The 22,789-nt window shown below is 39.8% G+C and carries 20 protein-coding genes; 18 read left to right on the forward strand and 2 right to left on the reverse strand.

What is annotated here, in order from left to right:
• Positions 1–4: 4 nt before the first annotated feature.
• The 15 genes from NSQ66_RS14795 (at position 5) to NSQ66_RS14865 (ending at position 17,975) form a co-directional block, all read left to right on the forward strand.
• The gene (locus tag NSQ66_RS14795; protein ID WP_170914288.1) at positions 5–1,036 is read left to right on the forward strand and encodes a glycoside hydrolase family protein; all 1,032 of its coding nucleotides are present in this window, start codon (positions 5–7) and stop codon (positions 1,034–1,036) included.
• A 47-nt stretch (positions 1,037–1,083) separates the two neighbouring features.
• The gene (locus tag NSQ66_RS14800) at positions 1,084–2,250 is read left to right on the forward strand and encodes a glycoside hydrolase family 88 protein (RefSeq protein WP_076142109.1); all 1,167 of its coding nucleotides are present in this window, start codon (positions 1,084–1,086) and stop codon (positions 2,248–2,250) included.
• Positions 2,244–4,046: an alpha-L-fucosidase gene (locus tag NSQ66_RS14805; protein ID WP_076142110.1), complete on the forward strand. Its 1,803-nt coding sequence runs from the start codon at positions 2,244–2,246 to the stop codon at positions 4,044–4,046. Before NSQ66_RS14800 ends, NSQ66_RS14805 begins: the two co-directional genes overlap by 7 nt.
• Positions 4,047–4,285: 239 nt before the next feature.
• Entirely contained in the window at positions 4,286–5,029 is a 744-nt protein-coding gene (locus tag NSQ66_RS14810) for a metal ABC transporter ATP-binding protein (protein ID WP_283160366.1), read from the forward strand.
• The gene (locus tag NSQ66_RS14815; RefSeq protein WP_076099248.1) at positions 5,022–5,864 is read left to right on the forward strand and encodes a metal ABC transporter permease; all 843 of its coding nucleotides are present in this window, start codon (positions 5,022–5,024) and stop codon (positions 5,862–5,864) included. The genes NSQ66_RS14810 and NSQ66_RS14815 overlap by 8 nt, the downstream gene beginning before the upstream one ends.
• On the forward strand, positions 5,861–6,781 hold the full coding sequence (locus tag NSQ66_RS14820; protein WP_076099247.1) for a metal ABC transporter substrate-binding protein: 921 nt from the start codon (positions 5,861–5,863) through the stop codon (positions 6,779–6,781). Before NSQ66_RS14815 ends, NSQ66_RS14820 begins: the two co-directional genes overlap by 4 nt.
• A gap of 213 nt (positions 6,782–6,994) precedes the next feature.
• Positions 6,995–7,885: a hypothetical protein gene (locus NSQ66_RS14825; RefSeq protein ID WP_036677862.1), complete on the forward strand. Its 891-nt coding sequence runs from the start codon at positions 6,995–6,997 to the stop codon at positions 7,883–7,885.
• 221 nt (positions 7,886–8,106) lie between these two features.
• Positions 8,107–10,029: a BglG family transcription antiterminator gene (locus tag NSQ66_RS14830; RefSeq protein WP_249267767.1), complete on the forward strand. Its 1,923-nt coding sequence runs from the start codon at positions 8,107–8,109 to the stop codon at positions 10,027–10,029.
• A gap of 126 nt (positions 10,030–10,155) precedes the next feature.
• Positions 10,156–10,473 carry a PTS sugar transporter subunit IIB gene (locus NSQ66_RS14835; protein ID WP_076105684.1) on the forward strand — a complete coding sequence of 106 codons (318 nt, stop codon included), beginning with the start codon at positions 10,156–10,158 and terminating at the stop codon, positions 10,471–10,473.
• A 41-nt stretch (positions 10,474–10,514) separates the two neighbouring features.
• Positions 10,515–10,838 (forward strand): PTS lactose/cellobiose transporter subunit IIA, encoded by a 324-nt coding sequence (locus NSQ66_RS14840; protein ID WP_076105685.1) that lies wholly within the window; start codon positions 10,515–10,517, stop codon positions 10,836–10,838.
• 51 nt (positions 10,839–10,889) lie between these two features.
• Complete coding sequence (celB, locus tag NSQ66_RS14845; protein ID WP_076105686.1) at positions 10,890–12,203, forward strand: PTS cellobiose transporter subunit IIC; 1,314 nt, start codon at positions 10,890–10,892, stop codon at positions 12,201–12,203.
• Between the two features lie 41 nt (positions 12,204–12,244).
• On the forward strand, positions 12,245–13,750 hold the full coding sequence (locus NSQ66_RS14850; RefSeq protein ID WP_076105687.1) for a family 1 glycosylhydrolase: 1,506 nt from the start codon (positions 12,245–12,247) through the stop codon (positions 13,748–13,750).
• Positions 13,751–13,968: 218 nt separating this feature from the next.
• Positions 13,969–14,289, forward strand: coding sequence for a metalloregulator ArsR/SmtB family transcription factor (locus tag NSQ66_RS14855; protein WP_036677853.1), 321 nt, complete (start codon positions 13,969–13,971; stop codon positions 14,287–14,289).
• 2 nt (positions 14,290–14,291) lie between these two features.
• A complete protein-coding gene (locus NSQ66_RS14860; RefSeq protein ID WP_036677852.1) occupies positions 14,292–14,708 on the forward strand; it encodes an SRPBCC domain-containing protein in 417 nt (138 codons plus the stop codon).
• Between the two features lie 102 nt (positions 14,709–14,810).
• Positions 14,811–17,975 carry an ATP-binding cassette domain-containing protein gene (locus NSQ66_RS14865; protein WP_036677850.1) on the forward strand — a complete coding sequence of 1,055 codons (3,165 nt, stop codon included), beginning with the start codon at positions 14,811–14,813 and terminating at the stop codon, positions 17,973–17,975.
• 68 nt (positions 17,976–18,043) lie between these two features.
• Here the strand turns inward: NSQ66_RS14865 and NSQ66_RS14870 are convergent, their stop codons facing one another.
• Positions 18,044–18,439: a cupin domain-containing protein gene (locus NSQ66_RS14870; RefSeq protein WP_036677849.1), complete on the reverse strand. Its 396-nt coding sequence runs from the start codon at positions 18,437–18,439 to the stop codon at positions 18,044–18,046.
• 234 nt (positions 18,440–18,673) lie between these two features.
• Between NSQ66_RS14870 and NSQ66_RS14875 the strand changes: the two genes are divergently transcribed.
• Positions 18,674–19,066, forward strand: a complete 393-nt coding sequence (locus tag NSQ66_RS14875) for a MerR family transcriptional regulator (RefSeq protein WP_036677848.1) — start codon at positions 18,674–18,676, stop codon at positions 19,064–19,066.
• A gap of 91 nt (positions 19,067–19,157) precedes the next feature.
• On the opposite strand, the gene NSQ66_RS14880 is transcribed toward NSQ66_RS14875, so the two are convergent.
• Entirely contained in the window at positions 19,158–19,559 is a 402-nt protein-coding gene (locus NSQ66_RS14880) for a MerR family transcriptional regulator (RefSeq protein ID WP_036677847.1), read from the reverse strand.
• Positions 19,560–19,681: 122 nt separating this feature from the next.
• Between NSQ66_RS14880 and NSQ66_RS14885 the strand changes: the two genes are divergently transcribed.
• Positions 19,682–20,533, forward strand: a complete 852-nt coding sequence (locus NSQ66_RS14885; RefSeq protein WP_036677846.1) for an aldo/keto reductase — start codon at positions 19,682–19,684, stop codon at positions 20,531–20,533.
• 229 nt (positions 20,534–20,762) lie between these two features.
• On the forward strand, positions 20,763–22,721 hold the full coding sequence (locus NSQ66_RS14890; RefSeq protein WP_051490992.1) for an RICIN domain-containing protein: 1,959 nt from the start codon (positions 20,763–20,765) through the stop codon (positions 22,719–22,721).
• The last annotated feature ends 68 nt before the right edge of the window (positions 22,722–22,789 follow it).

The raw sequence follows: 22,789 nt of genomic DNA on the forward strand, positions 1-22,789 counted from the left end.
GAAAATGACTTTTTCATTAATGGACCGAATGTTGCCTGCTCCTTTGAACGGAGGATTCCGTATGGAGGACTGGTGGGTGTGGTGCGGCTCAGCTGTGCGTGGCGAGGATGGGCGTTTTCATTTATTCGCATCCCGTTGGCCGAAGTGGCTGCCGATGCATCCGGGATGGTTACTTCGCTCAGAAATTGTCCGCGCATCTGCCGATAACGCGGAAGGACCCTATACGTACGAAGAAACCGTACTACCCGCAAGGGGAGCGGAATACTGGGACGGACGAAGCACCCATAATCCGCATATCCTTCGTTATGGCGATAAGTTTCTGATGTATTATATGGGCTCAACTTATCCATTCGCTGAGCCGCAGCCTAATGAAACAGTGGAACTTGACGACTATCGGGTGATTGCCGCTCGTGCCAACAAACGTGTTGGCCTAGCTGTAGCCGACAGTGTATTCGGACCATGGACAAGGATGGACGCACCTATTCTGCCTACACGTCCGGGCAGGTTCGATAGCTTCCTCACATCCAATCCGGCTCCTTGTATCCGCGAAGATGGCTCCTTGCTATTGGTATATAAAGCCCGCAAATACGAAGGCGATTCCTATGGACAGATGACGCTTGGCATTGCCGGTTCATCTAAGGACGAAGGGCCATATAGAGTAATTAACAACGCACCGCTGTTTCCACCAGAGCGGTCTCATATTGAAGATCCATTTATCTGGCGGACCGCGGACGGGTACCAAATGATCGCCAAGGATATGGATGGCCGGATATGTGGAGAAAAGCACGGTGGGATATTTGCATCTTCTAAGAATGGAACCGACTGGCAACTGGTTGATTCAACTCAATCGTATTCCCGACGAGTTCTCTGGGAGGACGGCACTGAGCAGTGGATGGGCAGCTTTGAACGGCCGTTCCTATTATTTCAGGAAGGGGTTCCTACCCATTTATTCGCTGCGGTAGCAGATGGACCGGGAGGGTTCCGAAATGCGAAGCACACTTGGAATATGGTCATTCCACTAAGGACAACGCTTTAAGAGGTCGAATTTCATAAATATCATCAATGTTAACAGGAGGTACTAAAATGGGAGATGTAATACCAACTCAACAAACTCGCGAACTGGTAATTTCGGAGTCAACTCTGGAATGGGCGGATAGCGCATGGCAACAAATTGTAAATAAAGTGGAAAAGACTAGTAAGCGAATTGGCGTTAGTTTTCCGCATGCTTCCGTGAGCGGAGTATACGATAACATGCGTCCATCGTGGTGGACAGCAGGGTTCTGGCCGGGTATTTTGTGGCAGATTGCCGCAGAGGGGAATTATCCGGCGCTGCAAGAAATCGCCGAGCAAATTGAAGAGAAACTGGACGAACCTCTTTATGCTCTTTCCGTACATCATGATGCCGGTTTTATATGGACACTCTCAGCTTTGGCCAATTACCGCGTGACTGGTAATGAACGCTCCAAGCAGCGCGGGTTGATGGCTGCCGCTCAACTGGCCAGCCGCTTTAACCTGAAAGGGTCATTTATCAGAGCCTGGCATGACACGGAGAAGATAAACCGGGCGGGATGGTCCATCATTGATACTGTAATGAATCTGCCCTTATTATACTGGGCATCGGAAGTTACAGAGGATCCGCGTTTCCGGCATATCGCCGCTGCGCATGCGGAAACGGTAGTGGAGCATTTTTTACGTCCGGATGGATCAAGTTATCATATTCTGCAGTTCAACCCGGAATCAGGAGAAAAAATAGGCGCTATGTCCGGCCAAGGTTATGCGGAAGAATCCGCTTGGGCACGGGGCAGCGCATGGATGATTTACGGTCTTACTTTGTCTTATCACTATACCGGAGAGAACAAGTTTCTATCGGGAGCTAAAAGAGCTGCGCACTTCTTCTTGGCTAATCTTCCGGAGAATCATGTACCTCACTGGGATTTCAGGGCACCTGATGCAGGCGAAAAGCCGCGTGATACCTCTGCTGGTGCATGTGCGGCATGTGGCTTGATCGAGCTGGCAAAGATCGTACCACAGACGGAAGCCTCTTTTTACCTGCGAGCCGCAGAACAAATCGTTCGCTCACTTTATGAGAATTATGGGACTTGGGACATTCCGGAAGAGGAAGGATTGATTCTTTCTGGAACATCCAATCTCCCAGGGGGTGTGCACATTGATACGCCACTGATCTATGGCGATTATTTCTTTGTCGAGGCTGTATCTAAACTCCGCGGAACCGTTCTTCAGTTATGGTAAGAAACGGAAAAACAACAGAAAACCTTCTCGATGATCCGTATAGTATACAGTCCGTCGAAACTCCGATAGACAATGAACAGGCTCGGCGTATGGAATGGTGGCAGGAAGCCAGGCTCGGCTTGTTTATTCACTGGGGACCTTATGCCCTGCCTGCGGGTGAATGGAAGGGAAAAGAAATACAAGCTTCTTACAGTGAGCATATTATGCTACGCGCGAAGATCCCAGTTGCTGAATATGAGGAAATGGCCGCAGCGTTCAGTCCATCAGCTTTTGATGCAATGAAGTGGGTGCGGACTGCCAAGCGTGCTGGCCTAAAATATATCATCTTTACAGCTAAACATCACGACGGTTTCGCGATGTATGACTCGAGTGTATCCCAATATTCGATCAGTAAGCACACCTCATTGGGCCGTGACCCCCTTCGGGAACTAATGGAGGCATGTCGTGCGGAAGAAATGGTACTCGGAATTTACTACTCCCATGCGATGGATTGGCATGATCCAGACTCTCAAGGGAATACCTGGGATTATCCACTGAATATCGGCGCTTATGATGACGTTCAAACTTGGTTAAATGATACCGATAAGCACACCCGCTTTGAACGATATTTGCACAGCAAATCAATCCCTCAAGTCCGTGAGCTGCTGACGGACTACGGAAAAGTTGGTTTAATGTGGTTTGATTGCGGGGGCAAACTGACCCGTGAGCAAGGAGAAGCGTTTTTGGCGGCGGTTCATGCAATTCAGCCAGATTGTTTGGTCAATAGCAGAGTATGGAAAGCACCACTTGGAGATTATTCAAATACATCTGATAATCAACTTACGACTCGTAACCTTGGTAAGTACTGGGAGAATATTATTACGTTAAATGACTCATGGGGGTATAAGAGATCCGATCTCCATTGGAAATCCCCTGTAACTATCATCCGCCAGATCATCGATGTTGTAAGCAAAAATGGGAATCTGGTTATCAATATCGGCCCAACAGCGACAGGGGAATGGGATCCAGTATCCGAATCCATTTTGCTTGAAGTAGGAGATTGGTTAAATACCAATGGGGATAGCATTTACGGTGCTGGAGAATCGCCCACAGCCAAACCGTCTTGGGGTAGATGCACTTTGAAAGGAAACACATTATATCTGCATGTTTTCGATCTTAAGAAGAGAAATAAGCTAATCGTTCCCGGTCTGAAGACCGCTGTTCAAAAGGTATTTGCTTTAGATGGAGGGGAGGAGCTGTTTTTCACAAAGCTATCTGAGCAGGATCTGGAAGTCGAACTCCCCAGCTTACCGAACTTTGCCGAAAATTCTAACAACATGCCGCTGGTCATCGCAATTGTCTGTGCAGAACCTGTAGAAGGTAATTCAGTCAAATTATTGGACTTTGGAGAAGATACCTTACTAGAATTGGGGGTATTTGAAAGTGAGATCTTTGGTCCAACCCTTCGTTACGATACAGGAAAAAAAGACCATGATAATCTGTTGGACTGGAAGGATAGAGAGGATACCACAGTTTGGCATGTCCGGACATTAGGTCCGGTAAGATTTCAAGTTAGTATCGCATATCGCAGCGAAGAAGGAGAGAATGGCGGTGGCGGAGTCTACCTCATCAAGGCTGCGGATCAAATTTTGCAAGCTAAAGTTATTTCTACCGATGAGGTTAATAATTTTCAAAGCTTTCAAGTAGGTGAACTGTATCTCCCCACGGCAGGAGAATATACGATTCAATTGCAGGCAGAGCTTATTACAGGGGGTTATTTGATGCAGCCTAGATGTTTAAAACTACTGCAACTATGATAATTTTTATATTGTAATAATGAAAAAGAACTCAAATCACTTGGGTTCTTTTTTTTGTTGATTTAAGGATTGTTGTTGACATATTGCCCTTGGGTAAATATATTGTATATAAGAATAAATGTTTACTGAGGGAAACAAATTGAACCAAAGGAATCATTGTTTCTATTAGGAAATAAATTAACCGGGTGAACAGAACAGTGCTACATATGAACTTAACAGAGATAAGGAGTTTTTTTATGATTGAAATCAGAAACCTAAACGTAGATTATTTCGGTAATTCTGCACTAGAAAATGTAAATATTGATATTCCCTTTGGGTATGCAATCGGAATTATCGGACCAAATGGTGCCGGGAAATCTACATTTATCAAGTCTTTGTTAGAGGTGATAAAGAAGAGAACAGGATCAGTTATGGTGGAGGGAAAAGATATTTCTGAGTACAAACGGAAGATCGCATATGTGCCGCAAAAAAATGACATTGATCTTTCTTTTCCAATCACGGTGAGGGATACAGTGCTGACTGGAACTTACCCAAATTTGCGAATTTTCCAGCGTCCCGGAAAAACAGAGCGGCAAAGAGTCGAGGAATGTATGGCGATGGTGGATATAAGTGATCTTGCAAATAAACAAATTAGCAATCTGTCCGGGGGACAACTCCAAAGAGTTTTTATCGCCAGGGCACTTGCACAACAAGCAAATGTATTTTTTTTAGATGAACCTTTTGTTGGCATAGATCTAGTCAGTGAAAAAATCATTGTAAAGCTGCTTAAACAACTTCGCGAAGAAGGAAAAACCATACTCATCGTTCATCATGATTTGCATGAGGTCGAAGAATATTTTGACAAAGTCATCATTCTCAATAAGAAATTAATTGCTTTTGGTGACGTTAAAGACACCTTTACGCCAGAGAATATCCTCAGCGCCTATGGTGCCTCCTTAGGTAATCTGGTGATCAAAGGGATGGGGGCGACAGATCATGATTGATTATTTCTCAGGGGTATTAAACATTCCAATATATGCACTTAACGCGGGATTATCTGCTATCATTCTTGGAATTGTATCAGGGGTTTTAGGAAGCTTTATTGTGCTCAGAAAGATGTCATTAATGGGAGATGCGTTATCACATGCGGTGTTACCTGGGGTGGCGTTATCTTATATCTTAGGAATCAATATCCTTCTTGGAGCTTCACTGTTTGGACTATTAGCAGCAGTTCTCATTCAATTTATAACAAGTCGCAGCAATATTAAAAGTGACACTTCTATTGGCATTATTCTTAGCTCATTTTTTGCGCTAGGCATTGTCCTAATTACTTTCGCCAAAAGCGGGCTTGATCTAACTCACATTCTATTTGGTAATATTCTGGCCGTCCCACAGTCGGAGTTAATGCAATCCTTTATTATTATGCTTGTTGTTATTGCCATCATTTCATTGCTGTATAAAGAGCTTTTAATGAGTTCGTTTGATCCGGTTGTTTCCAAAGCCTATGGGTTAAAAACAGGGTTCTATCATTATTTATTGATGATGCTCCTATCTGTGGTAACCGTATCTTCGTTATCTCAAGTAGGAATTGTGCTTGTGATTGCAATGCTGGTTATTCCGGCTGCTACATCCTATCTCTGGACGAATAAGCTGTTCCACATGATTATCCTAGCTTCTACAATCGGCGCTGTATCCGGGATTATAGGTGTAATTGTAAGCTTTAAATTCAATTTACCTACAAGTGCCACGATTGTTCTGGTCGGCGTAAGCATGTTCGGAATTTCATTTATAATCTCACCAAAAAATAATTTTTTCAGGAAAGGGTTGAAACAAGGATGAAGACCATAAAAATACTCTCTTTGACAATGTTTATCGTACTTCTTACCGCATGCTCAAAGGTTAGTGAAGGAGATGCAGACCATGATAAGCTGCAGATTGTTGCAACATACTCCATTATCGCTGATATGACCGAAAACATTGTAGGGGAGAAAGCTGAAGTTTACAGTATGGTACCCATCGGAACAGATCCGCATATGTACGATCCATTACCCAAGGATACAAGTAAGGTTTCTAGCGCAGATTTAGTGTTTTATAACGGTTTGAACCTAGAAACAGGTAAGGGGTGGTTTCAAGATCTTCTAGATGTGACTAATAAAAAGGATGTTGCTTTTGCAGTCTCAGATGAAGTATCTCCAATGTACCTAACAGAAAAAGGAAAAGAAACTCAGGTTGACCCTCATGCCTGGCTGGATATTCAGAATTCAATAAAATATGTAGATATTATCACTAAACGTGTAATCGAAAAAGATCCCGACAACAAAGAATTTTATCTTAATAATCAATCAGAATATGTTAAGAAACTGAATGAATTGGATCAATATGCAAAAGAAGCAGTCGAAAAAATTCCACAAGAGAAACGTATCCTTGTTACCAGTGAAGGAGCATTCAAATATTTTTCTAAAGCTTACGGATTTGAATCGGCTTTTATCTGGGAGATCAATACGGATAGTCAAGGAACGCCAGAACAAATGAAAAACATAATTAAGATCATTGATGAAAATCAAGTGCCTGCATTATTTCTGGAAACTAGCGTAAATCCAAAAACAATGGAAACTATCGCAAATGAAACGGGAGTACCGATACATTCTAAGATTTTCACCGATTCTTTAGCTAAGAAAGGCGAAGAGGGCGACACATACATTAAGATGATCAAATGGAATATTGATAAAGTTATAGAAGGTTTATCTCAATCCTAAATGCCTGGCTCAAAGCTTATATCAACCGACAGAAGGTTCAGTTTACAGCTGATTCCTATGTCGGTTTTTTATTGTATAAATGCTTCTATGGAGCCTCAAAATATTACGTTTACGCCTTAGGATAACCTGCTACAGGAAATATCTTCTTGTCTACTTTTCAAAAAAATCTTGGTAAGGTAGAGGCTAACACTTAATAAGAGGTGAAGAGTTGTCATGATTAAGAAACACTGTTTGTTCTGTGATGAGATTGTTTCCATTGAACCAGAAGGCGATAACGATAGATATATAGGCTGTTCTTGTTCACCAGGCGGGTTTTATAGTCTACGTAGAGACAGCTACGAACCCATTAATTCGCTCCCGCATCAAAAGAAACGCGACATGCTGCATGTAGTATCGGCTTACATACGTGAGCTGACTGATTGTGATGAAAAGATCACTATATCTGCTGATGATTTAGAGTCCATTGTAAACTCACCCAAAATACCTGTGAGCATTGAAGATAAAGGAAACCGTCTACTGCAATATTTATATAGACATTCTGAGGGCCCGGGGGAAGCGGTTGTCATTCAACCCCTCTCAAGCAGCTATAACTTGACGTATTCTCCCAATCTGCAAGAGCTGGTATACATCATAGACAAGTTGATAAGTGATCAGCTTTTGATCAGGGAAGGCATGACCTTTAAGCTTACTGAAACCGGCTGGAATGAAGCTGCGGAAAGCGCTGGAGGGAAGAAACTAAAACCTTGCCTCGTGCTCGTGTCGGATGAAGAGAATTTGTCTACAACATGGCTGGAGAAGTTATTGCCCAAAATAGAGCAGTGTGGTTTCCTGCCGCGATTATTAACACATACGAAAACTCAGAACGGTGAAAAATACGAGTTGGATCAAATCGCAGAAAGCAAACTGATTATCGCAGATTTAACGGGGCAATCCCCAGAGGTGTATTTTTCGGCGGGATATGCACTTGGTTTAAACATACCCGTATTATGGACCGTAAACAGTATTGAGGCGGATAAACTTTTTGTACAGCTTAAGGATATTCGTCCTATCGTGTGGGATTCAGCAGAAGAACTAGCAATTATACTGCAGCAGAAGTTGAGTTAACCCGCAAAATTATTGCCCATGACTCGATAACCTAGCTGAAATTTAAACAGGTGTCTTCTTAAATGAGGACGCCTGTTTCGTTTGGTGCTGTAAGAACACTATCAAATTTTCTTAGGAAGTGATATTGTAACCGATATAAAAAAATGAGCAAATGTATGTAAATGTATGCTTCAGTTAATATTAGCTCATATTCATACTCTGGATAAGAAAGAGGGATAGAATTGTTTTCAAAACGGCAAAAAGAAATACTTTTATATTTAATTAATTCTAATCAACCTGTCACAGCTGCATGGATTTCTAAAGAACTGAATGTTAGCGATCGAACGATCCGTAATGATTTAAAGGAACTACAAAATATATCTTCCGTATTAGGCCTGAAAATAGAATTGATTCGTGGGAAAGGCTTCGCAGCAAAAATTACTGATATAAATCTATTTCATCAGGAATTTGGTGATTTAACAAGTGATAAGATCAGTTATACTACGATTGACTTTTCTGAACAAGACAATAGGGTCTTTTATTTGTTGAACCGTTTTTTGTTGAAAAATAACTATATCAAATTAGCGACGATTGAAGATGAGATGTTTGTTTCTAAATCCACAATACAAAATGATTTAAAAGAAGTGCGTAAAATACTAGAAAATTACAACCTGAGTATAGTAAACCGCCCCCATTACGGCTTGTATATAGAGGGGGATGAATTTATGAAACGAATATGTTTGTCCAATTATTTATACAAAAGAGAAGAAGAACTCGATCCAACTCACGTGAGCTCTAGTTTATTTGATAAAGATACATACAAAAAAGTAAAGGAAATAATCGTTGATAAAGTAAACAACTACAAAATCGAAATATCTGATATTTCTTTAGATAACCTTGCCATCCATTTAATTATAGCTTGCAAGAGAATTGAAGAGGGCTTTCTAATTGATAATCCTTCAGTACATCTAAAAGAAGATTATCCTTTTGAAAAAATAGTGAGCCAAGAAATTGTTAAAGAAATAGAAGACTTTACCGGACTAGAGTTTCCTGATTCGGAGATCAACTATGTTATTATCCATTTGGTGGGTACGAAGTTGCTTCCAAAAGAAAGTTTGTCAGAGTACAGTAAGCTGGATGAAGTGGGAACCATTGTAAGCTGTATACTGAATAGATTAAAAAACGAATCTAATTGGGATTTTAATGGTGACGTTGAATTTATTCAAGCTCTGACCCTTCATATCAGGCCTGCGATGAACAGAATCAGGTATAAAATGAATATTCGAAATCCTTTGTTAAAAGAAATTAAAATAAATTTTCCGGCGGCTTTTGAAGGAGCTCTTATAGCCAGCAAGTGTATTAACAACTTTTTAGATTTAGAAGTTGGGGAACATGAGGTGGCTTTTATTGCTTTACACATTGGTGCTGCTTTAGAAAGAATGAAAAGTAAAAATAAAAAGGTCAAAAGAGTTATTCTTGTATGTGCCTCAGGTGTCGGAAGTGCAAAATTACTCTATTACCGTTTAATCAATCTATTCGAAAACAAGATTCATGTTGTAAATACAATTAGCTATTATAAATTAGCAGAAACCGATCTATCCTCGATAGATTTAGTCATCAGTACAATCCCTATCAAGGAAAATATAGGAATACCTGTCCATGTAGTAAAAACCTTTCTAGACGATACGGATCTGGATCAGATCAGGAATCTCTTATCTTCTTCAGAACAGCCGGGAGAAGCTCATATTTATCTTGATCCTTACCGGATATTCGTGAAAAAAGAATTAACAACAAAGGAAAGTGTTATTCATTTTTTAAGTAGTGAGCTGATTAAGCAAGGTCTTGTTCCCGACCATTATGAATCTTTAGTATTAGAAAGGGAGGAACTGGCTCCAACAAGCTTTGGTAATCTGGTGGCCATTCCTCATCCAACTACTCCCGTAACGAAAGAAACCTTTTGGACGTTATGTACGTTAAAGCGGCCTATTCGTTGGAATGATAAGCAGATGGTGCAGTTAATATGTCTGTTAAATATAAAAGAAGGAAATAGTGGCGATCTAGATAGCATGTATAAGAAACTTGGTTCGCTTATTGATGATAAAGAGATCGTTGAGCAAATTCTTGTTAAAGATTCTGCGGAAGAAATCTTAGAGTTACTGAAATGAATCTGCGTTTTTACACTGCAAACGTTTCCTATTGTTTTTGGAAAAAGGTTCGCTTAAAAAGAAAGCTGTTTAGCGATAAACTGAGGTTGTTAGTAAATACAACAGTATTTAAGGGGGAGAACAATAATGAATACAATTATGTTAGCGTGTAATGCAGGGATGAGTACAAGTTTATTAGTAACTAAAATGCAAAAGACCGCTGAGGAAAAAGGAATACAAGCTAATATTTTCGCGAAACCAGTTACTGAAATTGAACTTACGTTACAAGAAAAAAACGTAGACGTCATCCTATTAGGTCCTCAAGTGAAATTTATGAAAAAACAATTAGAAGCTAAACTGGTCGGTAAAAATATTCCGATTGAAGCGATTGATATGCTGCATTACGGTATGATGAACGGCGAAAAAGTACTAGAACAAGCATTAAAGATAATTGAGAGTAAATAAGCAATTAAGTAAATAGAGAGAGACGAAGGGAGCGGTAAGTAATGGTAGATGAAGTGAAAGAGGAATACTATACTGTAGCATTTAACATCATAAGCAACGTTGGCGCAGCTAAAAGCTCAGTAATGGAGGCGCTTTATGCAGCAAAAGAGGGGGATTTTAAAGGAGCGGAAGAAAAGTTAGAAGAATCAAAGCAATTTTTTAGAGAAGGCCATAAAATGCATAAATCATTAATCAAAAGAGAAGCAAATGGAGAACAACTTCAATTCTCACTGATTCTTGTTCATGCTGAAGATCAACTAATGAGTGTAGAAACCATTTCTCTGCTTGTTACAGAAATGATTGAACTATATAAGCGTGCGAAATAAATAAATTAACGCTGCAAAATACCCCTTTCAAGAAAGGAAAGTGTAGCACATATGAAAATAACGGACTTCTTAGAAGAAAAGGTAATGCCTGTTGCGGGGAAAATAGCTGCACAAAGGCACTTATCTGCACTCCGTGATGCGATGGTCTTGACTATCCCATTTATAATTATTGGTTCAGTATTCTTAATACTAGCTTATCTGCCCATTCCAGCCTATTTAGATTATTTAACTGCTCATCCAGGTATCAAAACTGCCTTGTTGTATCCCTACGGTGGCACATTTAACCTAATTGCTTTAATTGCTACTATTGGCGTGGCATACCGATTAGCAGAGAGTTATAAAGTCGATCCGCTATCGTCTGGGATAGTAGCCTTATGTTCGTTCTTTATTATCACACCTAATTCAACCTTTACGGTAGATAATGTGACTACCACAGCGGTGAATGTTGTTTATTTCACTAGCCAAGGATTGTTCGTAGGATTGATCATTGCCGTTTTGACAACAGAAATATTCCGCAAGATTGTCCAAAAGGATATTGTTATCAAAATGCCGGACGGAGTTCCGCCAACAGTTGCGAGATCTTTTACAGCCCTAATTCCGGGGTTTGTAGCAGTCATGAGCGTTGTCGCGATTCGTTTGCTCGTTGAGAACTTCACCTCTTTTGAGAGCGTTCACAAAATTGTGGCACAACTTCTTCAAGAACCTTTAACTGCTGTTGGGACAAGCTTAGTAGGAACTATTATTGTTTTCTTACTTGCCAATTTATTGTGGGCTGTAGGTCTGCACGGTTCTTCTATTATCGGCAGCACCATTATGTTGCCCGTCTGGCTTCAGCTGTCAGCAGCCAATGCCTCTGCACTCTCTGCAGGCATGCCTCTTGAGAATATCGCTACTGCAGAATTCAAATTCTTTATCTGGATAGGTGGCGCAGGTACCACGCTAAGTCTAGTTGTTTTAATGTTCCTGTTCTCCAAAAGTAAGCAGATGAAGCAAATAGGACGAATAGGTATTGGACCAAGCTTATTCAACATTAATGAACCCGTTCTATTCGGACTACCGATTGTATTGAATCCGATTATGTTAGTTCCGTTTCTCATCACTCCAATCGTTACTGTTCTGCTCGCATATCTATCCATGTCTTTAGGAATCGTGGCCAAACCAATCGGAGCATTGCCACCTCCAACAACGCCGATATTTATTTCAGGATATTTAGTAACGCAAAGTATCTCGGGAATTGTCTTGCAGCTGGTTAATTTCGTGGTAGCGATTCTTATCTACTTCCCGTTCTTCAAAGTTTTAGATAACCAGAAATATAAAGAAGAACAGGATAGCCGTAGTAATGAAACTGAAAGCGTTTTAGCGTAGTAGCAAAAAATTAGATTGAGTAAAAAGAAGGAGGTAACAGCATGGGATTTCCACAGGGATTTTTATGGGGTGGTGCAACTGCAGCTAATCAATATGAAGGTGGTTACAATGAAGGAGGTCGAGGATTAGCCGTTTCTGATCTGATGACTGATGGCACAAAAGATTCTCCGCGCAAAATATTTTATCAATTTCCCGATGGCCGCGAAGGAGTAATTGGACAAGGTGCCTGCATACCAATCGGAGCTAAAGGCATTTTAAAAGAAGGATATTATTATCCAAGTCATAATGCGACGGATTTCTACCATCATTACAAAGAAGATATTGCTTTATTTGCGGAGATGGGATTTAAAGTTTATCGATTATCCATTTCTTGGACGCGAATTTTTCCAAATGGTGATGATGAAATAGCTAATGAAAAGGGACTGGAGTTTTATGACAATGTTATAGATGAATTGCTGAAATACGGCATTGAACCTCTGGTAACATTATTGCATTTTGATATGCCTCTTAATCTGGCTGATAAGTATGGGGGCTGGACCAACCGTAAGCTAATTGATTTCTATTTAAGATTCGCCGAAACTATATTTGTGCGTTGGAAAAACAAAGTGAAATATTGGGTCACTATTAATGAAGTAAATGTGCTTGGCGGCTATTGGACTTTGGGGTTAGCTTCAAATAATATCAAGGAAGGAACCCATTCTAATCAAGGCGAAACTCCCCTCGCTGATGCAGGTGACAAATTACAATCTATCCATCATCTTATGGTTGCTTCGGCTTTAGCTAATAAACTGGCACGAACGATTAATCCTGACTTTAAAATGGGAGCTATGTTGGCATTATCAGGGATCTATCCAGCAACATGTCATCCAGATGATGTTTTTGGGGCCTATGAATTCAGAAGAAAAGCGTTAATTTTCTCAGATGTAATTTTACGAGGCTATTATCCAAATTATGCACAAGCCATTTTTGATGAATATAATTTCGAGTTAAAAACAGAGTTTGGTGATGAAGAGATCCTAAGACAGTATACTTCCGATTTTCTAGCGTTTTCTTATTACCGTACAACTGTATTTGATCGTTTTTCACCTAACACAACAACAACTGGTGGGCAACAAGGTTCGCCTAACCCGTATCTTAAAGCAACACCGTGGGGTTGGCCAATCGATGCAAAAGGTCTGCGTTTTGTATTAAATGAGCTATATGATCGCTATCAAAAACCTCTGTTTATTGTTGAAAATGGAATGGGCAACATAGATAAGGTTGAAGAAGATGGTAGTATCAATGATGATGAACGTATCGACTACTTAAAAAATCATATCAAAGAAATAAAAAACGCTATCGAAATTGATCATGTGGATCTGATAGGTTACACACCTTGGGGCTGCATAGACATTGTTTCTGCTGGAACGGGTGAAATGAAAAAGCGTTATGGCTTTATTCACGTCGATCTGGATGATAAAGGAAACGGGTCGTTTAAACGTTCGAAGAAAAAATCATTTTATTGGTATAAAAATGTTATCGCTACTAATGGAGAACAATTAGATTAATTATTAAATCGTAAAACGAAATGATTCATCTGGAGGCATTATCAGGAGCAGTCCTAAGCTGGACTTGCTTTTTGGTAATGCTTTTTTTCACTGGATTGTTGACATGTGACCATTTGGTGTCTTATAATCAATCAGACACCAAATAGTGTCCTATTAGGTAATATTGATGGATACTCGGTGACATTACAGGAAATATTACGGAAAAGGTGGGGGTGGTTGTGAGCGACAATAGTCAAGTGAGGGATGTTTATGACGCTGTTGCGGATCCAACAAGACGAAAACTTCTTCAAATTCTGGCTGATGTTGATGAATTACCTCTGTATGAGATAACGATTCATTTTGAAATGGGTCGTACAGCCGTTTCGAAGCATTTAAATATACTTAAAGATGCTGGTCTCGTAATTGTTCGAAAGGTTGGCAGAGAGACGAGGTATCGGTTGAATGCCAATCCTTTGAAAGAAATTCAAGATTGGGTATCTTTTTATGAAGGATTCTGGAAGCAAAGAATTGATAAATTAAAACTTATATTGGAGGAATAACTATGAAACCAGATGTATCATTAGATTTTCAATTTACAAGTTCGATCGAGAAGGTATGGAATGCTTTAACGGATTCGGATACGCTTGCGAAATGGATCTGGAGTAATGATTTTAAACCCGTCGTTGGTCATAAATTTCAATTCCGTGCTGAGCCAAATGAATGGTGGGATGGAATTGTAGATAGCGAAGTACTCGTCGTGGATGAGCCTCATACGTTATCTTATACTTGGAATAGTGCGGGAGAAAGTACTACTGTTACTTGGACTGTGAGTCAAGATTCAGAGGGGAAGGTTAATCTCCATCTAGATCAATCAGGATTTAGTGAAGAGACGAAAGCCCGCCAAGGAGCCATCGAAGGTGCTAAATATGCTTGGACAAATATGGGTGGTCAGCTCGAAAAGGTATTAGCAGAATTGTAATTCAAGAATAGGGCGCTTTTCTGGAACAAGGAAAGTGCCCTTTTTAATGGAATAAATCATGGCAATACTAGATGAAGAGAATGGAGATGAGATGAGCTTACTATGAAAATAAATCAATTAATTGCGAACAATATTAACAGATTAGAAACGGTACTGCCAGTGGATGAGTCGTTAGGAATTGCTGGTTTGTCTGGATCTGGTAAAACAACTTTTTGTCAAACGATTGGGGAAGAATCAAAAAAACGTCTCGTTTCCTTATTGCCAAAAGCTGAATACCAGTATTTATTCCCCAATATTATGGAGACTAATTTCAGTGCGATCAAAATGGAAGCAATGCCCCTTGTTCTTTTTCTTGGTAGGTCATCCATATCTTCAAATCCTCGGTCAACCATTGGCACACATACAGGTGTGTTTACTGAAATTCGTGTCACTCTTGCTGAAAAATATAATCTCTCTCCAGAGGTTTTTTCATTTAATAATGAATTAGGTTGGTGTCCTGATTGTAAGGGGCGTGGAACTACAAAAAATATCGAGTGTAAAAAGTGTCAAGGAAAACGCTACAATCAAGCAGCTGAACAATATAAAATTGAATTATTGGATCAAGCACAGAGTATTTCCGATCTAAACGACTTTAGCATCGAAACCATTTTTAAACTAGCAGAAAAGCTTAAGATAAGTGAGGGTAAACAACAAATCCTGAAAAATATAATCAATATGAATATTGGTTATTTAACATTAAATCGTATTATGGGTACATTGTCAGGCGGAGAATTAACACGACTTTACTTGGCAGAATTTATGGCAACAAGTGAAAACACCGTGATTATCATTGATGAAATCTCCGTGGGTCTCGATCACCAAACCCTATTGAAGATTTTAGCGGAGATTAAACATTTGGGATATAAAAATCAAATTTGGCTCATTGACCATTCTGACACGGTGCTGGACACAGCGGATAAACACTTGTTCTTTGGACCTGGCAGTGGCAAATACGGCGGGAAAATAGTTGAGGAATCACCACGTCCTGAGCCCATCAATAGAGAACTAAATCAGGCAGCACCTGCAGAATATTATCAATTTCATGAGCTTTATTGTCGTAATATTCAAATGGCCGAGATTCAGATTCCCCAAAATAGGCTGGTAACTTTTACAGGTGAGTCCGGATGTGGTAAATCTACGCTGGTTAATGAATGTATGGTCAAAGATTTTCTAAAGCGTTATTCCAAAGATAAGCTGGTGATCGTAGGGCAAGATCGAAATCAGTCGATTACCAGTCGCTCGACCGTTGCCACTTTTCTTGATATTAAAAGGAAACTGACAAAATACAGTGAGGATATTGATGATATTTTTGAACGCTCGATTGAAGATATTATTGTTGAACTGCCAAATGAGGACATTGCTCATAAAAGACTAAGCTTATTGATCAAGCTTGGCCTTGGTTATTTGACGTTGGAGCGAAAAACACAGTCCTTATCCACGGGTGAATTTCAATGTGTCCATTTAGTTTCTGAGCTGTTTGCGGGCTCAAGAAATCCACATACACTTTTTATTTTTGACGAGCCTTCCAAAGGTTTATCACAAAATATTTTAAATCAATTCATTGACAGCATTAGGGACATTTTGCAGGATGAATCTGTCTCCATAATCATGATTGAACATAATTCTTATATGTTAGATAACTCTGATTTTATCGTTGATTTTGGCAAAAGACAGCTTGCACCTGTGGAGCATCTTGATGTTCTCAGTCATGATGATTATTATCGTCAACAAAACAGTGCAGATAGCGTGGCGCCTGCGCACATTTCTTCAACACTCCAGCAACAAAATGGAATTGACTATTTAAAAGAAGATCAGATCGCCTATTTTAAAAATGCAGAGAACATCTATAAAGGTGGCATCTTAAAAAGCTTATCCTCCATGGCCCGCCTGATTTATGGTGAATATCAATCGGATACGATTGCACCTGTCATCGCCATTGATCTGGAACGACACTTGTATAGTCAGTTTACTTTCCTTTATGAAATGGGTGGACTGATCAACCATATTGTGGCAACGCATCCCACTAATAAGGATACAAAAAGCTTTGATCTCTATCAATCAGACAATCATTGTCCAAGCTGTAAGGGCCGCCGTGTGATTGAAGAATTTGATTTTGATATTGTACTTCAGGACAAGAACGTCCCCTTTTGGGACGGCTCATTACATCCAGATGCGATGGAGATTCTGAAATTCTATCAATTACCAAAAATAAAATTCATCTTTGATGAGTTAAAGAATGAGCTCGGACAAGATATTAGCAAAAGTTATAATGAGATGACAGAAGCTGAAAAACACACCTTTTTATACGGGTATTGGGAAAAGTCCTTCTATGATAAAGCAGCTAAAGCCTCGAGAACTTGGGAAGGCTTTAATACCATTATCGGGAACTATATGGTCATTTCGAAATCAATTATTAAAGAGCATATTAAAGCGTCCAAAAAAATGATTACTTGTCCAATCTGTCAAGGAACGGTGTTAAATCATCATAAAAAGCTTAAATTCGGCGACACTGATATTCGCGAGATTATTGGGATGCCCCTTGATCAAGTCATTAGCACCGTTGGTGAATTACAGGTACTAGAAAAAATGAAAGCCATCGTGGGCGGAGATATGGTTTTGACAGAAGAGGTCTCTCTATTACCCAGGGAAACACAAGTCGCTCTAAAAATGCTTGAACTAGAGTTAGGAAGTTTTGCGCAATATGAAATGGTGTTACAAAATGCCTTGCCATTCTGGGACAGCATTAGCAGCAGTATCGAATCCATCAGCAGGAAAAACCAGATTACGATCTGTGATTTTGCCAATATCCACGAAACAAGAGAAAATATCATAGATAAGTATTTCACTAATGGAAAATATAAAAAGCTGACTTATGTCTATGAAGCGTTTGGTTACAAAAAAATCGTCACCTTAATTAATAAGATTAAAGCAAGCCATCCATGTCCATTCTGTAAAGGGAAAAAAGTTATTTCGGAAGATGGACTTCATGATGGCGTATATAAATTAACGATTCCTTGTGTAAGTTGTTATGCGAGTGGCATCAATGATGAAGGGCGTAAGGAAGTCGTTGAAGGTATAGATGTGCAAACTTGGCTAACGGGTAAAATAAGTGACGTTGTTTCTAAAAGCTTAAACATTGAGGCTGTAGCTGATATTCCAATTTTCAATCGTATTCGTGAGTTGAATAAACAAGAGATGATGGCAGTTTACCAATTTCTTGAGCAATAGAGTTTAGTTTTCTCAAAAAGACGATATAGAAAAGTAACGCATCGAGTCCATAGACCCGATGCGTTTTTTTACAATTGATTATAAAGCTTACCATCAACAGGTTCTAACCATTCTGTTTCTCCGGGTGAAATGGCTAAGTGAACAAACCAGCTGTCTTTTGTAGCACCATGCCAATGTTTTACGTTCGCTGGAATATTCACAACATCCCCGGTTTGGAGGAATTGAGCTGGTTTGCCTTCTTCTTGATACCAACCCTCACCACCGGTAACTAATAATACTTGTCCGATTTTATGAGAGTGCCAGTTATTGCGAGCTCCCGGGGCAAAGGTTACGTTCCCAATAGGCGCATTCAAAGGTGTCGCGTCAGTATAAATCATCTGCAAGTATGCATCACCTATAAAATTAGCTTCAACCTTTTGTCCGAGTGGAAAGATAGTACTGTTGCTTAGTTGCTCATTAGCCATAATAAAAAACCTCTTTCGTTTAATTTTTATAAATTTCTTTGGCAATATTAAATGCCGACCAAGCTTTAGGCCACCCTACATAAAACGAAATTAACTGCTTCAAAATGAAGTATAGACCTTAAAGTACACTTTAAGGCAAGCCATAAAAATGGATTCATACTCCGACATTTGGTTTTTTATTAGTTTAAGTATATCCTTTGGATAGAAACAAAATTAGAAATGGAGGTGGGGATCATGCCTTATTCCATTGGAGAATTTGCAGAAATCGTCGGTGTTAACAAGAGCACGCTCAGATATTACGAAATGGAAGGATTACTTACTCCACATCGAAGTGACAATAATTTACGCGAATATACAGATCAGGATATAGGTTGGGTTCAATTTTTACTTCATTTAAAAGATTCAGGAATGACGATGGCAGAATTGAAGCAATATACCGAGTGGCGGGCTATGGGGGACGAGACAATTCCTGAACGGAAAAATTTACTTGAACAGCGTAAGCAACAAGTGGAACAAGAAATTAAGGCATTGCAACAAAACTTAGATATACTGAACCGTAAAATTGTATTTTATAATGATCAACTAACGGGGAATAAATACGAATTCGTCCTTTATCACAATGAATAGATATCACATCAAGAAGAAAAGTAGATTCCTAACAAGTTAAGAGGCAGATGAACAACCTTTGATAATCAAAAGTTGTTCATCTGCCTCTTGTTCATGATTTTGTCCATTTAGCTGGATTCGTGTCATCCGGGATTACCTGATTGATAATATCTAGATAATGATTGGCTTTGTCTTCCATATATTTGACTTTAAGTTTGGCCTCTTCCAACTGAGCTGCAGCAGCGGCTTTATACTCCATTATGATTTGATAACGATCGTGGATGGTAGAATCGCCTAGTAAACACAAGTCTACATAGCTTTTAATGTCTTCTACTGACATCCCACATTGTTTGAGATATTTTACACCTGTTAGCCAATTAATGGAGTCATCATCAAAAAGACGAATGTTATTTTTGTCCCGTTGTATCGTTGGAACTAAACCCTTATCCGTATAATAACGGATGGTATGTTCAGTCAAACCCAGTAGTTTGGCAACTTCCTTCACAGTATACATTGTAATTCTCCTTGAAAATGGATGCGAAAAGAACTCAGCATCGCTTGACTTCGTGTTACTCGAACCTGTTAGGCTAATTATTGTAATCTTAATCACAGAACATGTAAATAGGAGGATTTCATATGCAAACAGTAACTCTGAACAATGGTGTAGTGATGCCTATCCTTGGTTTTGGTGTCTATCAAATGAATGATGCTAGCGAATGCGAGCAGAGCGTTTATGAAGCTATTATGGCAGGCTATCGCCTGATTGATACTGCAGCAGCTTACCAAAATGAAGAAGCCGTCGGTAGAGCCATCAAACGCAGTGGTGTACCAAGAGAAGAAATATTTATTACTACTAAACTTTGGATTCAGGATGCCGGTTATGAGCGTACTAAGAAAGCCTTTGCCAAATCGCTCGATCGATTACAAGTGGATTATTTAGATTTATATTTAATTCATCAGCCATTTGGTGATGTATATGGTTCCTGGCGTGCTATGGAGGAATTGTACCGTAAGGGTAAGATCAAGGCGATTGGAGTCAGCAATTTTCAAATGGATCGTCTAATTGATTTGATTAGCCACAATGAAATTACACCTGCAATCAACCAGATTGAAACACATCCTTTTCAGCAGCAAATCGAAAGTGCGAATTATATGAAAGAGAAGAATGTGCAGATCGAGTCATGGGGACCTTTTGCGGAAGGACGAAACAACCTTTTCAATAATGAAGTATTAGTTTCTATCGCTGAAAAATATCAGAAATCCGTTGCTCAGGTAGTTTTACGTTGGTTAACTCAAAGAGGCGTGATTGCTATTCCAAAGTCTACGCATAAAGAACGGATCATCGAAAATTTTAATATTTTTGACTTCGAATTAAACCAAGAAGATTTAGAGACAATAGCTAAATTAGATACGAAACAGAGTGTTTTCTTCTCGCATAATGATCCCCAAATCGTAGAAGGACTCGCTAAACATAAATTTGATATTTAACATTTGTATTGCACATCCAAGGGGTGCCCTAAAAGCCATGAAAAGGCTAAGGGGCACCCTTATTTTATAAACCAGATCTAACTCCAAAACTTTATTGAGGGGATGATAATCTACTTGAGTAATCATATTGCATGATCCGGTCGAGATATTACATTCTCATTCATCCGTTTATTAATTATATTGAAGCTGTATTCGTTTAAAAAATCCCAGAGTAAAGGAGAAATTACTTTTGAGAAGAGAACTGAGAAAGGTTTTGACTTTTTTGTTGGTTTTAGTGACAGTGGTTGGCACAGGGATTAGCTTTGATGGAAATATTGTAAACGCTTTCGGACCTAATGTCTTATATGTACCACCAGCAGATTCACCATCCTATGGGGCTTTATCACCTAGGGCAATCCAGCTTAAATATAGTGGCATCAACAATAATAAAATGTATGCTACATTTGAACAAACCTCTAATACCACACCTGTTTTCCCTATTTATGAAAGCGTTGACAATGGTGTCACTTGGAATCAGGTTGGAGAAGTGGAGGATAATCAAAACGGTTGGGGAATGTTAAATTGCCCTGAATTGTTTGAACTCCCCCAATCTATAGGTAACATGCCTGCGGGTACTATGCTTCTTGCAGGAAATTCTGTGCCAAGCAACAAAGCAGCTACCAAGTTGGAATTATATAAAAGCAATGATTTAGGTAGAACATGGACATATGTAAGCACCATTGCTGAAGGTGGACGAAACGATATTGGTTACGATCCCATTTGGGAGCCTTTCTTTTTGGTTCACAACAACAAACTCATTGTTTATTATTCAGATGAACGTGATCCTGCTCATGCCCAGAAGTTAGTTCATCAGACTACGTTGGAGGGCACGAACTGGGGACCTGTGGTAGCTGATGTGGCATTTGCAGACAGTAAATTACGTCCAGGAATGCCTACAATCGCTAAGCTGGGCAATGGTAATTACGCAATGACCTATGAGATGGTCGGATACCCGGGCGTGCCCAATTATTTGAAAATTTCAGCAGATCCTGAGAGCTGGAATCCAACTGAAGTAGGAACTCTTGTAGGGTACGGAGGAAGTCCCTATATTTCTGCTTTGGGAGATGGGAGACTCGTATTAAACGTTGCAGGAAAAAAAGAAGTGCTGATCAACTCTTCTAGAGTGGATGCATCCGGCAGCTGGGTTCCATATAATCCACCCGTAGACGCAGGGTATAACCGCCAACTACTGCCGCTTAGCAATGGCCGCTTATTTATCCCACAAGCCGGATTTTTTAGTGGGAAAAACACGGTGAAATACGGTGATATGTCCGTAGGTTACTACAAATTAATTAATGTGAAGAGTGGGAAGGCTTTAGGTGTATTGGAAGGCGGAACTGCGAATGGCAATCCGCTCGTGCAATGGAGCAGTGGGACTAATTCCTTGGATCAATATTGGCTCATTTCCACTGCGGAAAGTGGTTATGCTCCTAACGGTTACAAATCCATTGTGAATGCAAAGAGTGGTAAGGTCGCCGGAATATTAGAAGGATCAACAACTGATGGAGCTAAAGCCGTATTATGGACTGAAAACAATTCCAATGACCAGCAGTGGACTTTACAAGCCTCTGGTAACTACTACAAGATTGTTAATCGTAACAGTGGTCAGACGTTAGGTATAGCGCAGGGTTCTACTGAAGAGGGTGCCCAAGTTATGCAGCAGGCTGATGCAGGCAGCACTGATCAGCTGTGGGAGTTGGTTCCAGATGAAGGACATATTATGGTGGACAGTTATCGATTGGTTAATGAGAACAGTGGTAAAGTGTTGGGAATCTATCAAGGTTCGATGGCAGATGGAGGGAAGGCGGTTCAGTGGACCAGCGGAATTTCATCATATGACCAAAATTGGTTTGTAGTCAGCACAGCTGATGGTTATACGAAACTGGTCAATACTAATAGTCGTAAAAACCTGGGCATTTTAGGAGGTTCATTAGCTAACGGTGCTCAAAGTGTTCAATGGAATGATAACGGATCGAATGACCAGCAGTGGACTTTGGAACCCTCAGGTGAGTTTTACAATATTATTAATCGTAACAGTGGAAAAGTTCTGGCAGTAGATCAGGGTTCAACGACAGAGGGTGCAAATATTATTCAAGCAAATAATACAGGTTCTGCTAGCCAGCACTGGAAACTAGTCACGAATAGATAAAATATCATGTATCAAAAAGTCATCGGCCTTAAACTGAACTGTGACCCGTAAGATGGAAACTTTGAAAA

Origin of the sequence: Paenibacillus sp. FSL H3-0329, from assembly GCF_037963285.1 — a bacterium.
GTDB lineage: Bacteria > Bacillota > Bacilli > Paenibacillales > Paenibacillaceae > Paenibacillus_AQ > Paenibacillus_AQ odorifer.